This is a genomic window from Butyricicoccus faecihominis (assembly GCF_024462775.1).
Classification (GTDB): Bacteria; Bacillota; Clostridia; order Oscillospirales; family Butyricicoccaceae; genus Agathobaculum; species Agathobaculum faecihominis_A.
In genome coordinates this window covers 1-13,116 of sequence record NZ_JANGCE010000029.1, presented here as the reverse complement: position 1 = coordinate 13,116, position 13,116 = coordinate 1, and the positions used below count along the sequence as shown (strand labels likewise).

Annotated in this window: 9 protein-coding genes and 1 riboswitch; of the genes, 2 read left to right on the top strand and 7 right to left on the bottom strand. The window is 57.0% G+C overall.

Annotation, left to right across the window (positions count from 1 at the left end; translation table 11 throughout):
* Positions 1–3 precede the first annotated feature (3 nt).
* Positions 4–165 carry a hypothetical protein gene (locus tag NE562_RS13650; RefSeq protein ID WP_280962990.1) on the bottom strand — a complete coding sequence of 54 codons (162 nt, stop codon included), beginning with the start codon at positions 163–165 and terminating at the stop codon, positions 4–6.
* Positions 166–168: 3 nt separating this feature from the next.
* Positions 169–260, top strand: a riboswitch (ZMP/ZTP riboswitch).
* 77 nt (positions 261–337) lie between these two features.
* On the opposite strand from NE562_RS13650, the gene pflB reads away from it, so the two are divergent.
* Positions 338–2,569 (top strand): formate C-acetyltransferase, encoded by a 2,232-nt coding sequence (pflB, locus tag NE562_RS13645; protein WP_419196012.1) that lies wholly within the window; start codon positions 338–340, stop codon positions 2,567–2,569.
* Between the two features lie 157 nt (positions 2,570–2,726).
* Complete coding sequence (gene pflA, locus NE562_RS13640; RefSeq protein WP_280962988.1) at positions 2,727–3,425, top strand: pyruvate formate-lyase-activating protein; 699 nt, start codon at positions 2,727–2,729, stop codon at positions 3,423–3,425.
* A gap of 42 nt (positions 3,426–3,467) precedes the next feature.
* Here pflA and NE562_RS13635 read toward each other — a convergent pair whose 3' ends face one another.
* The 6 genes from NE562_RS13635 to NE562_RS13610 form a co-directional block, all read right to left on the bottom strand.
* Positions 3,468–5,711: an EAL domain-containing protein gene (locus NE562_RS13635; protein WP_280962987.1), complete on the bottom strand. Its 2,244-nt coding sequence runs from the start codon at positions 5,709–5,711 to the stop codon at positions 3,468–3,470.
* A 190-nt stretch (positions 5,712–5,901) separates the two neighbouring features.
* Complete coding sequence (locus NE562_RS13630; RefSeq protein ID WP_280962986.1) at positions 5,902–8,343, bottom strand: heavy metal translocating P-type ATPase; 2,442 nt, start codon at positions 8,341–8,343, stop codon at positions 5,902–5,904.
* A 387-nt stretch (positions 8,344–8,730) separates the two neighbouring features.
* The gene (locus NE562_RS13625; RefSeq protein WP_280962985.1) at positions 8,731–10,485 is read right to left on the bottom strand and encodes an ABC transporter ATP-binding protein; all 1,755 of its coding nucleotides are present in this window, start codon (positions 10,483–10,485) and stop codon (positions 8,731–8,733) included.
* 173 nt (positions 10,486–10,658) lie between these two features.
* Positions 10,659–11,279: a hypothetical protein gene (locus NE562_RS13620; RefSeq protein ID WP_280962984.1), complete on the bottom strand. Its 621-nt coding sequence runs from the start codon at positions 11,277–11,279 to the stop codon at positions 10,659–10,661.
* A 25-nt stretch (positions 11,280–11,304) separates the two neighbouring features.
* Entirely contained in the window at positions 11,305–12,105 is an 801-nt protein-coding gene (locus NE562_RS13615; protein ID WP_280962983.1) for a tRNA lysidine(34) synthetase, read from the bottom strand.
* Positions 12,102–12,857: an SDR family NAD(P)-dependent oxidoreductase gene (locus NE562_RS13610; protein WP_280962982.1), complete on the bottom strand. Its 756-nt coding sequence runs from the start codon at positions 12,855–12,857 to the stop codon at positions 12,102–12,104. The genes NE562_RS13615 and NE562_RS13610 overlap by 4 nt, the downstream gene beginning before the upstream one ends.
* Positions 12,858–13,116 lie beyond the last annotated feature (259 nt).

Here is a 13,116-nt window from a genome sequence, read left to right as displayed (position 1 = left end):
TAATCATACCCCGTTTTGCCCCGCTTGTGAAGATAAAATATGGGAAACTTTTTGTTTTTGCGCGCGGGCCTTTCCATTTGGCATGAGGATTGACGGTTTCAGGCGCGTTTTTTTGTGCGTTCCGGCTATTGCGGAGCGGCGACGAACATGGTATGCTTTATTCATAGACAGGCCCCCTGCTACTGACGGAACGAGGTGGAACGTTAAACCACCGGGGAACAGGGGCGCTACGAAGAATGCCGACCGTCTGGGCAGTGTCGCATGGATTTGCGGCGCTGCCCTTTTTTGTTCTAATAAAGCGTAAAAGGACGGCGCCACCGGAGAAAAGGAGATTTCTTTGATGAACGCATGGTTGACCTTTCACAGCGGCGATTGGCAGAACGAGATAAACGTCCGCGATTTTATCCAGAAAAACTATGTTCCCTATGAGGGCGACGGCGCGTTCCTTGCCGGGCCGACCGCGCGCACGAACGCGATGCGCGAGAAATTCGAGGGGCTGCTCGCCGAGGAGCGCGAAAAGAACGGCGTGCGCAACGTCGATACCGACACTGTGATCACGATCACGGCCTTCGGCCCCGGCTACCTCGATCAGGAGAACGAGATCATTTTCGGCCTGCAAACGGACGAGCCCTTGAAGCGCGCGTGCAACCCCTTCGGCGGCATGCGCATGGTGCGCGACGCCTGCAAGGAATACGGCTACGAGGTGTCGCCCTCGATCGAAGAAAACTTTAAATACCACAAGACCCATAACGACGGCGTGTTTTCCGCCTACACCAAGGATGTGCGGAACGCCCGCCACGTCGGCCTGCTGACCGGCCTGCCCGACGCTTACGGCCGCGGCCGCATCATCGGCGATTACCGCCGCGTGGCGCTGTACGGCGTCGACCGCCTGATCGCGGAAAAGCAGCAGGATAAGGAGCGGCTGGGCGACGTACCGACCACCGCAGAAGAGATCCGCTGCGCCGAAGAGCTGACCGACCAGATCAAGGCGCTGCGCGATATGATCCAGATGGCGGCCTCCTACGGCTTTGATATCTCCCGCCCGGCGGAAAACGCCAAGGAAGCCGTGCAGTGGACCTATTTCGCCTACCTTGCCGGAATCAAGGAGCAGAACGGCGCGGCGATGAGTCTGGGCCGCGTTTCCACCTTCCTAGACATCTACTTTGAACGCGATATCACGGCCGGCGTGCTGACCGAAACGCAGGCGCAGGAGATCATGGACGATTTCGTGCTGCACCTGCGCATGGCGCGTCACCTGCGCACGCCCGAATACAATGAGCTGTTTGGCGGCGATCCGATGTGGATCACCGAGGCTGTCGGCGGCGTGGGCGAGGATGGCCGCCCGCTCGTTACCAAGAACTGCTTCCGCATGCTGCAAACGCTGTACAACCTGAACCCCGCCGCCGAACCCAACCTGACCGTGCTGTGGAGCGAAAACCTGCCCGAAAACTGGAAGCGCTTTGTCGCCAAGGTATCGATCGACACCGACGCTTTGCAGTACGAGAACGACGATGTGATGCGCCCCTACTATGGCGACGACTACGCCATTGCCTGCTGCGTTTCCGCCATGCGCGTGGGCAAGGATATGCAGTTCTTCGGCGCGCGCACCAATTTGGCAAAGCTTTTGATGATGAGCCTGAACGGCGGCCGCGACGGCATCAAGTTTGTTCAGGTCGGCCCTGAAATGCCGGTTTACGAGGACGAATACCTTGATTACGACAAGGTCTGCGAGCGCATCGACTTCTACCGTCCGTGGCTTGCCAAGACCTATGTTTCCGCGATGAACACCATCCACTATATGCACGACAAGTACGCCTACGAAAAGAGCCAGATGGCCCTGCACGATACCACGGTGCGCCGCCTGATGGCCTTCGGTATCGCGGGCATGAGCTGCATGGCCGATTCACTCTCCGCGATCAAATATGCCAAGGTCAAGTGCATCCGCGATCCAGAGACCGGCGTGATCGTCGATTTTGAGACCGAGGGCGATTTCCCCAAATTCGGCAACGACGACGACCGCGTCGACCAGATCGCATGCGAGCAGGTGGAAAAGTTCTACGAAGCGCTGAAACAGTACCCGCTTTACCGCGACGCCGTGCACACCCTGTCCATTTTGACCATTACCTCGAACGTGATGTACGGCAAAAAGACCGGCAACACGCCGGATGGCCGCCGGAAGGGCGAACCGCTCGCGCCGGGCGCTAACCCCATGTCGGGCCGCGATACCTCGGGCGCGCTGGCTTCGCTCAATTCGGTCGCCAAGCTTTCCTATGAATACTGCCGCGACGGCATTTCCAACACCTTCTCGATCACGCCGGGCGCGCTCGGCAAGACCGAGGATACCCGCGTAGACAATCTGGTGTCCATCCTGACCGGCTATTTCGGCCAAAACGCGCACCATTTGAATGTGAACGTTTTAAACCGCGAAACACTGATGGCCGCCTATGAGCACCCCGAGGAGTATCCGAACCTGACCATTCGCGTATCCGGCTACGCGGTGAATTTCTACAAGCTTTCCCGCGAGCAGCAGCGTGAGGTCATCTCGCGCACGTTCCACGAAGCGATTTAAATCCAACGGATTTAAATCATCTCAGGTAGGAGTTATGGGGAATTAGTAGTTAGTAATTTAGGTGTCGCGCAGCGCGCGATAACTTAAAAAACCGCCTTTGGCGGTAACTCCTCTCTCCTAATTCCTAACTCCTAACTAAAAAAGGGGGGGTGTTTTGATGCTGGGTCGTTTGAATTCCATTCAATCTCTTGGCGCGGTGGATGGGCCGGGGCTGCGGTATGTGGTCTTTTTGCAGGGCTGCCCGCTGCGCTGCGCCTACTGCCACAACCCGGACACATGGCCAGCGGACGGCGGCGAGGAGATCGAAGCCGACGCGCTGGTGCAAAAGGCGCTGCGCTTTCGCCCCTATTGGAAAAACGGCGGCGGCGTTACCATTTCGGGCGGCGAACCGCTGTATCAGGCCCCCTTTGTCGAAGAACTATTCGCGGGGCTGCATGAGCACGGCGTACACACCGCGCTGGATACCTCGGGCGTCGGCAATCTGGCCGAAGCTGCGCGCGTTTTGGATCACACCGATCTGGTGCTATGCGACCTGAAATTCCTGACCAAGGCCGATTATATGAAATACTGCCGCGGGGATCTGGCACAGGTCGAGCGTTTTTTGCACCTGACCGCCATGAAACAGGTGCCGCTTTGGATTCGCCACGTGGTCGTGCCCGGTCTGACCGACGGCGTCGACCACTTGCGCCTGATACGCGACAAGGCGGAAAGCCTGCCCAACTTTGAGAAGCTGGAATTTCTGCCCTTCCACAAGCTGTGCATCGAAAAGTACGATCGTTTAGGCATTCCCTTCCCCTTACGCGATACCCCCGCCATGAACGACGCATGGCTCAAGGAACTGATCGAAAAATTATAAAACGAAGGTCCTGTTGCTGCCGCAACAGGACCTTCGTTATTGTTAGGTTTCTTTTTTCAATATGATGTTTTCAAATTGATCAACCGGTATCGGCTTTGCGAAATAGTACCCCTGCCCGATATCGCAGTGAATCGATTCCAGAAACGCAAGCTGTCCCTCGTTTTCGATCCCCTCGGCCACCGTTGTAATGGAGAGCGCTCGGGCAAGGTGGATCATGCTTTCTATCACCATTTTGCCGCGCGGCGAGGTGGACTGCTCGGATAAAAACTCTTTATCCAGCTTTAGCTCGGCAATATCCAGATCCTTTAGAGTATTGAGCGAGGAATACCCGCTTCCGAAGTCGTCCATCGAAATGGTGAATCCCATATGATGCAGCTTATTGATCACCATTTTCACCTGTGTCAGGTCGCTCATCGCCACACTTTCCGTCACTTCCAGTATGATGAGCGAGGGATCAATATGATACCGGTCCACTGTTTGACGGAACTTTTCCAGATAATTCTCATCATAGAAAAAGACTCTGGACTGGTTGACCGAGATCGGCACGGCCGGATACCCCTGCTCGATCCAGTAGGATACCCGCTTGCAGGCCTGCTCCAGCATAAACATATCGAGCTCTGTGATAAATCCGTTTTCTTCAAACACGGGGATGAATTCATCCGGATAATGGATCGTTCCGTCCTCCGATACCCAGCGCACCAGCGCTTCGGCGCTGTGCAGCGTCTGGCCCTTTAGATAGTACTTGGGCTGCAGGTACATGTGGAATTCCCCATTTGCCAGCGCCGCGTGCATCAGGCTTTCTATCTCGGTCTTTTTGCGCGCCTTTTCATGGATGGCCTCATCGTAAAAGGCGATCGGGTACGAGGTATTACCACTCACGCTGTTCAGCGCCAGCAGCGCGCCGTTGAGCACCGCGTCGGGCGCGAGCACCGCCTTTTCCTTCGGGCTGTTCGATTGGATAATACTGATACCGAAATTGCAGTTGATGCGATAATCCTGATTGGGGCTCACGGTATAGTCGTTTATCTCTTGATATATTTTACGGATCCGGGCCATGAGCGTGTCCTTATCCGTATAATGCAGCAGCAGGCCGAAATGATCGGCATTGTCCCGGTAATAGCGTTCGCCCTGATCCATATTCGCCGCCAGTACGGCGGATATGTGCCGCAGCAAAAGGTTGCCCTTTTGAAAGCCGAAAAACTCGTTCACAAATTTAAAACCGCTGATATTCATCAGGATCATGGCATGATCCCAAGGTTCCTGCAATAGGGCGGGCAGGTCGGTCACGAAACGGTTGCGGTTATCCGCGCCGGTCAGGATATCCTTGTAGGCGAATCTTTGCAGCGTTCTCTGCTCTTTTCTTAAAATACTGTAAATGTACAGGAAAAGAATGCTGAATAGCACGAAAATGCAAATCATGACGCCCACAAACACGAACAGCAGCGTGTTGAAGTTGTGGTTTAAAAAGCTTTGCGGCACCAAACAGAAGATTTGCCAATCATTGATGCCGATCGGGATAAAGGTCACCCAGTAGGCGTTGCCCTGATACCGGAAAGTGGCGAAGGCATTTCCGCCTTTCTCCATATCGGCAAGGATGGACGTGCGTATTTCGCTCGAAATGTCTCCGTCGTCAAAGATATTGTTCAGCGGTTTTGGGATCACCGCGTGGTCAGAGCGAATGATGAAATTGCCTTCTTGGTCAACGATATGGACGAACGCGGCGCCGTCGAATATTTCCTGACTGATGATCTTAGAGAAATTGGAAGTCAGACGGGTGGCGGTGATCGCTCCGGTGATCGTTCCGTTATGCACGACCGGTACGCCGTAGCAAACAATCGGCTGTCCGGTAAGCTTATCCTCCATAATATCCGACACGACGGACGCCCCATTCAGGGTCTTTTGCAGAAAGGCTTCGTCGCTAATATCGATCCCGTAGTTCTTTTCCCCGTCCGTATCGATAAAATATCCTTTCTTATCCGGCGAAACAAAGCCCATCCGGTTAAACGCGTTGCTGCCGCTTTCCAATTCCAGCCGGACAAGGATCGCGCCGAGATCCATGGTCTCATCCTGCCCCAAAAAGGTGGCGAGCGCTTCCAGCGTTTGCAGATCCCCGTCGATCTGCGTGGTGATGATAGTTTTATACTGCGAAACGATCTCATTCATATACTTTTGCGCGTCCTTTTCCTGCGCGCCCTTGATACTGGAATAGATCACCCCGCTTATGAGCACCAAGACCACGCTGATCACAGCGACCAGCACGCTGGATATGGTAATTTGTCTCTTCACGTTCTCCTCTTCCACCGCTCGTCCCCCCTTTTTTCACAGGTTACCGATATTTCCATAGTACATGATTATTTTAAGAATTGCAACTTATAACCTGACAAACAAATAGGGGCGCGGTTTAGCAAATATGCCTGTATCAAAGCAAAAGGACGCGCCGCAGATCGAAAGGTCTGCAACACGTCCTTTATCATCGTTATGCTTTGCGGTACAGCAGCCGCACGGAGTTGAGCACGCACAAAAGCGCTACGCCCGAATCCGCGAACACGGCGAGCCACATCGAAGCGATTCCCGCGAGACCAAGCACCAGCACCAACGCCTTGATCAGCAGGGCGAACGCGATGTTCTGCTTCGCGATGCGCCCGGTCTGGCGCGCGATGGATACCGCGTCCGGCACGGCGGAAAGCTCGGCGTGCATGAACACCACATCCGCCGCTTCGATCGCGGCGTCCGCGCCCGAGCCCATAGCCGCGCCCACATCGGCGCCCGCCAGCACAGGCGCGTCGTTGATACCGTCGCCCACGAACAGCACCGCGCCGTTTTTCGCGCGGATCTCGCCCAGCGCGTCCAGCTTATCGCCCGGCAGCAGGCGGGCGCGAACCTCGTCAATCCCGACGGTCTGCGCAACGGCCTCCGCGCTGTCCTGTCCGTCGCCGGTCAGCATTGCGGTTTTCAGGCCCTGCTTTTTCATGCGGGAAACGGCGCCGGCCGCGTCCGATTTCACCGTATCCGCAATCTCCAAATGGCCGATGAAACGGCCTTCGCAGGCAAGCAGCACCTCGGTGCTGCCTTTCGCGCCGCGGTAGGCCGAAAGGTCGATACCGTACCGCGTCAGCAGCTTTTGATTGCCGCAAAGCACGGGCTTGCCGTTCCACCGCGCCGTCACGCCCTCGCCAGCCTGTTCCTTCACCGCTTCCACCGTTAGGGGCGAAACGCCCTTTTCTCCGGCGGCGGCCAGAATAGACCGCGCGATCGGGTGCGTGGACGCGGCCTCGCAGGCCGCCGCTAGGGCGAGCAGCTCATCCGCGTCCTGCCCTTCGGCGGGGGCCGCGCGCTGCACCACAAAGTTGCCCTCGGTGATCGTGCCGGTCTTATCCATAACGACCGTTTTAATATCTTGCAGCGCTTCGATCGAAACGCCGCCCTTGAATAGGATACCGCGTTTGCTGCCCGCGCCGATCCCGGCAAAATAGGTAAGCGGCACGGAAAGCACCAGCGCGCACGGGCATGAGATTACAAGGAAGGTGAGCGCCGTATAGACCCACTTGCTCCAATCGCCGGTGACAAAGCCGGGGATCAGCGCGGTCAGCAGCGCCACGACGACGACCGCCGGGGTGTATAGGCGGGAAAAGCGCGTAATGAAGCGGTCCAGCTTGGGTTTATTGGCCGCCGCGTTTTCCACGCTGTTCAAAATGCGCGTAACCATGCTTTCCGCCAGCACGTGCGTGACCCGCATTTTGATCAGGCCGTCCGTGTTGACGCAGCCGGACAGCGCGCTGTCGCCGGGCGTCACGCGCACGGGCACGGGTTCGCCGGTGACCGCCGAGGTATCCAGTCTGCTTTCGCCCTCCACGACCACGCCGTCCAGCGGCACGCGGTCGCCGGGCCGGACGAGGACGATATCGCCCTCCTTCGCGTCGCCTGCCGGAATGGTACGCGTTTCGCCGCCCACCGCTAATTGCACGACCTCGGGCCGCAGGTCGACCGCGTCCATGATCTGGCGGCGGCTGCGTTCAACCGCGCGGTCCTCGCAGAATTCCCCAATGCGGTAAAACAGCATCACGCCGACCGCCTCCGCGTAATCACCGATGGCGACCGCGCCGATCGTTGCAATGGACATCAGGAAGTTTTCATCAAACACGCGGCCTCTGGTCAAGTTGCGCAGCGCCGTCCACAATACGCGCCAGCCGAGCACCAGATACGCCGCGATCAGCAGCGTAAACTTCGCCGCGCCCTGCGGTACCAGCAGCCCCGCGGCGAACAGCGCCGCGCCGCCGACCAACTCGCCGAGGGGCGAGGAGCCTTCCTCGTGCTCTTCCTCGGGCGCGAGCACCTTGGCTCCGCTTTCGATCGAGCTGCAAATTTCGCGCATTTGCGGCAGCAGACGGTCGGGGTCCGCGCCGGTCACGCGCAGCTGCTTTGTTTCGTACACCAGCACGCAATCGTTTACGCCGTCGAGCGCGCCGATGCGCTGCTGCATCTGCGCCGCGCAGTGCGCGCAGCCTAGATTCTGCATGGTGTAAACGCGCTGCTTCCCCTTGCCGCGGCCCGTTTTGCTTGGCGCCGCCAACTGCTCATGACCGTGTTCGTGGCCGCAGGCGCAGGGCTCGTCATGCTCATGGTGGTGCTCGTGCGCGTGGTCATGTCCGCAAGCGCAAGGCTCTTCGTGGGGATGATGGTGCTCGTTACCGCAAGCACAATGCTCCTCGTGGGGATGGTGATGCTCGTGACCGCAAGCACAAGGCTCCTCGTGGGGGTGATGATGTTCGTGGCCGCAGTCACAAGCGCTTTCGTGGGTATGCTCGTGCTCGTGGCCGCATCCCTCTTCGTGGGAATGCGCATGTTCATGGTGATGCTCGTGGCCGCACGTGCATGCCGCGCCGTGTTCATGCGCTTCTTTTCGCATTGCTTCCGCCATGTCAGCTCGCCTCCTAATATATGAATGATTGCTCATATGTTCATGTATTCATATTATATCCGAAGGCGCTGTTTGTCAATAGCATTCCATAAAAAATTGAAAAAAAGGCCGTAAAAAAACTGTTGCAAATTAGAAGAGTACCTAAATGTCATTCTGAACGAAGTGAAGAATCTCGCGCGAACGCGCGTTCCCAGCGTAAATTCCGCGCATTCGCGCGAGATTCGCGCTCATTAAAATGCCGCTAAGCGGCAGATTAAGGATAGCAGACTACGGTCTCGTCGCTTCGCTCCTCAGAATGACAAAATTGGTTGCATTCTTCGCTTTGCAACAGTTTTCTATTCATTTGTGGGAACCTATTTTACATCCACTTTTGGGTTTTTCGACTTTTTATGTCTGATCCGCCGCAAGCCGGTACAGAGTGGCGTACACGCCGTTTTTACTCAGCAGTTCTTCGTGCGTGCCTTGTTCGGCCACGCCGTCCTCGGTCAAAACAACGATCTTATCCGCCGAGCGGATGGTGGACAGGCGGTGCGCGATGGTGAGCACGGTGCGGCCCTTTGCCAAGCGTTCCAGACTCTGCTGCACCAGCCGCTCGGATTCGTTATCGAGCGCCGAGGTCGCCTCGTCCAATATCAAAATGGGCGGGTTTTTCAAAAATACGCGCGCGATCGAGATGCGCTGCTTTTGCCCGCCGGAAAGGCGGACGCCCCGCTCGCCAACATAGGTATCGTAACCGTTCGGCGTAGCCATGATGAAATCATGCGCGCCCGCCTGTTTTGCGGCCTCGATTACCTGCTCCCTCGTCGCGTCCGGCTTGCCATAGGAGATATTATCAAAGATCGTGCCGGAAAACAGGTACACATCCTGCTGCACCACACCGATTTGCCCGCGCAGCGAATCCAGATCGGCTGTGCGCACGTCATGGCCGTCCACGGTCACGCGGCCCTGTGTCACATCGTAAAAGCGCGGGATCAGATTGCAAATCGTCGTTTTACCGCCGCCCGACGGGCCGACCAGCGCGACCGACTGTCCGGCGTTGATATCAAGCGTCAAATGGTCGAGCACGGTGGTGTCCGGGTCGTCCGCATAAGCAAAGCACACGTCCTCAAAGCGGATATCGCCGCGCAGCCGCGGCAGCTTTTCCGCTCCCTCCGGCGTTTTGATTTCGGGCGCCACGTCCATGACCTCGAAAAAGCGTTCGATGCCGGTCATGCCGCGCTGGAACTGCTCGGTAAATTCCACGATGCGGCGTATAGTGGCCAGCAGCGTGGTGACATAGAGCAGATAGGCCATAAAATCCGCCGGATCGATGTGCCCATAGACCATGAACAGGCCGCCCGCGATGATCACGGTCAGGTACATCAGGCCGTCAAACGCGCGCGTGGCGGCGGTAAACGCGCCCATCCAGTGGTAATTCTCCCGCTTGATACCGAGCCACGCGAGGTTGCCTTGCTCAAACTTTTCTATTTCGCGCTCTTCGCCGGTAAAGGATTTGACCACGCGCACGCCGAGCAAGCTATCCTCTACCTGTGCGTTTACTTCGCCCACCTGCTGGCGGTTCTTGCCGAAGGTGATGCGCATTTTATGGTTGAACTTGCTTGAAATAACGATCATCAGCGGTACCACCGCAAAAACGATCAGCGTCAGCGGCACGTTCACGGTGCACAGAATGATAAACGATACCACGATCTTCAGGCCCGCGATGAAAAACTCCTCCGGGCAGTGGTGTGCGAACTCGGTCACATCGAACAGGTCGGAGGTAATGCGCGCCATCAGCTGGCCGACCTTGGTATTCGCATAATAGCTGAAGGACAGCTTTTGTAAGTGCCGGAACAACGCCGAGCGCATATCGGTCTCGATCTTCGCGCCCATCACATGGCCGACATTGGCCATAAAATACGAGGCCGCCACATCGATCAGCCGCAGCACCAGATACAGTGCGGCAACGCGCATCACAAGGCCGACCGATAAAAGCGCCATATCCTCCATTCCGCGCTGCGCCAGATAGCGCACCATCATCGGCAGCACGATCTCGCACAGCGTGGTCAGCGCCGCGCAAAAAAGGTCGAGCGCCAGCACGCCGCCGTACGGCTTAAAATAAGGGGCAAAGCGCCCCATCAGGACGCCGGTTTTGTGTTTCATCTTTATCACCATCATTATTATATAGATACCGAACTTATTTATTGTATCGTGTTTAAGCGCTATGAACAAGTCCTTTTAGAAGGATTCCCTCCATAGGTTGTGTAAGGCATGATAAGGCCGCCGCACCCCTGCTTCGGATGTGGCGACCTATTTTGCAACATGGTATTCATTTATTACAGCGGTTCATCAGAAAAGGTCAGCGTGACGGCCTGCACAAGGTCCATGCCATGGAACGCAGACGGCTCAAAATAGTCCTCGACCGAAGCGCCCGGCATATGTCCGTCGCTGTCATAAACTAAAAAGGCGACAGGAATCTCCTGATCCAGCACAAGATCGACCGCGTTTCCCAAAAAGCTGGTGGTAGAGGCAATGGCCTCGGCCTCTAAAATTATTTCGTCTGTTTTAGAGGACATGTGGCTGCCGTTATGGCTGACATGGAACTCAATCGAATTATTTTCGCCAAGTATCATAGCAAAAAAGCCGTCGCTTATCGTATTGGTTTCCGAAGTCTCAAAACCGAACGCAAACGCGGTCTCTGTATCCCATGCGCCATCCTGCCTCAGCCGGTGCACCTGCACGGCGACCGATTTTACCCCTTCCTGCGCTTGAAACTCGATGATCTGCGCGCGGTCTTTCACGCCCAGCACCTCAAGCAGCGCTGACTCCCGTTCTGTCAGCTCATAAGGCACAAGGCTGCCCTGCCGCGACTCCTGCGTGGGCCGCGGCGTGCTGGAACAGGCGGTCAGGCATATCATCATCAGTGCTGCCAGCAATCTTACCACTGTATTTTTCATAGCACGCCTCCCAGAGTTCATCTGCTCAGTCGAACTGATCCAAAAAGCTGTGGCGGCCGTTTTCATCGCGCCAGCCGAGAATCTTGGCGGTGTCGACGTTTTTGACGGCGTTGAGGATGTTTTGCTCCACCTGCGGATTGTCCCGCGCGAGCGAGGCGATCATGGCCTTGATCTCGGCGCGCTTGGTATCGCTTAAGCGTGTTTTTGCCGGACAATCGCAGGTTAAAAAGGTCATATCGCAGGCCTTTGCAAAGATGGTGACCTCCCGCTCGCGCACAAAGTACAGCGGGCGAATCAGCTCCATCCCCTCAAAGTGCTTGGAGCGCACGCGCGGCAGCATGGCCTGCACCTGCCCGCCGTATAAAATACCCATGAGGACGGATTCGATCGCGTCGTCAAAGTGGTGGCCGAGCGCGATTTTATTGCAGCCAAGGCGCTGCGCCTCCGCATATAGATAGCCGCGCCGCATTTTGGCGCATAAAAAGCACGGATGCTCGGCCGCGTGGTTCTGCGCCACGCGCAGCACATTGGTTTCAAAAATATGTAGCGGGATGCCGAGCTGCGCGGCATTCGCTTCCAGCTTGCCACGGCCGTCCGGGCTGTATCCGGGGTCCATGGCGAGGTAGCAAAGCTCGAAATCGACCGTGCGCTGCGCTTCTCGCAGCAGCAGGGCGAGCAGCATGGAATCCTTGCCGCCCGAGATACACACGGCGACGCGGTCGCCCGGCTGTACCAGCCGGTATTTCCGCATCGCGTAAACGAACGGCTTGCGCAGCGTACGGGCAAAATCGGTTTGTAGTGCGCGGGAAATTTCTTCTTTTGTCATTTAGTCCCCTTTTTCCGTTGGAAATGATAGGTGATGCGGGCGAGCATGGAATCGGACGCGAAATGGCGCGCGGCGGTCATGGCCTTCATAGCGGCGCCCGGCACGACGGCGGCCTTGCCCGCAAACATGCCTTCCACCGCTTCGCGGGCGACGCGCGCGGCGGTCAGCCCGCCCAGCGCGAACGATACGCCCGCGACCTTGTTGAACTCCGTGGCGACCGGGCCGGGGCAAAGCGCCGTGATATGCACCGCGCTGCGCTCGCGCCGCAGCTCCTCTCGGATGGCCTGCGTCAGCCGCAGCACATAGTTTTTGCTCGCGTAATAAGTCGCCATCAGCGGGCCGGGCAAGAAACCGGCCGAGGAGGCGACATTCAGGATATACCCCCGGTTTCGCGCGGTAAAATCCTTAAGCGCCAGCTTGGTCAGGATATGCACGGCGCGGATGTTGGTATCGATCATGCGCAGCTCTTCCTCAAGGTCGGTATCCTGAAACGCGCCGAACAGGCCGAATCCCGCGTTGTTGACGACGATCTCCAGATCATCCCCCGCAGCGGCCTGATACAGCAGGCGGCACTCGTGTTCATCCGATACGTCGGCCGCGATGACGTGGCAAACGGTAGGCAGCTCGGCCGCGAGGACGCGCAGCTTATCCTCACGGCGGGCGGCAAGCGTCAGCTCATAGCCCCTTTCCGCCAGCAGCTTCGCGATCTCGCGCCCAATGCCGGACGAAGCGCCGGTAATCAATGCCCGCATTTTCTACACCTTCCTTTTCCGCAAAATCGAATAACTTTCCATTTTTAGTATACCACAAACCGGCTGAAACCGCAACCCGCGCACTCGTGGAACCGTTCGCCCCACTTCGGCAAAAGCCGCCCCGAAGGGCGGCTTTTTAGTCTGTCGAAAAAGTCCTCACGCAGCAGCGTGCATAAAATAGGCTTTTGCCACAAGTGGCAAAAGCCATAAAAACCGGGAGCATGTATCTCGGTTTTTATACAAACCGACTTCAAGTGTG

Excerpts from the sequence above, each read along its gene's own strand:
- NE562_RS13615 (WP_280962983.1), bottom strand. The coding sequence starts at position 12,105 with ATGACAAAAGAAGAAATTTCCCGCGCACTACAAACCGATTTTGCCCGT.
- NE562_RS13630 (WP_280962986.1), bottom strand. The coding sequence starts at position 8,343 with ATGGCGGAAGCAATGCGAAAAGAAGCGCATGAACACGGCGCGGCATGC.
- NE562_RS13610 (WP_280962982.1), bottom strand. The coding sequence starts at position 12,857 with ATGCGGGCATTGATTACCGGCGCTTCGTCCGGCATTGGGCGCGAGATC.
- NE562_RS13650 (WP_280962990.1), bottom strand. The coding sequence starts at position 165 with ATGAATAAAGCATACCATGTTCGTCGCCGCTCCGCAATAGCCGGAACG.
- NE562_RS13620 (WP_280962984.1), bottom strand. The coding sequence starts at position 11,279 with ATGAAAAATACAGTGGTAAGATTGCTGGCAGCACTGATGATGATATGC.
- NE562_RS13625 (WP_280962985.1), bottom strand. The coding sequence starts at position 10,485 with ATGAAACACAAAACCGGCGTCCTGATGGGGCGCTTTGCCCCTTATTTT.
- pflA (WP_280962988.1), top strand. The coding sequence starts at position 2,727 with ATGCTGGGTCGTTTGAATTCCATTCAATCTCTTGGCGCGGTGGATGGG.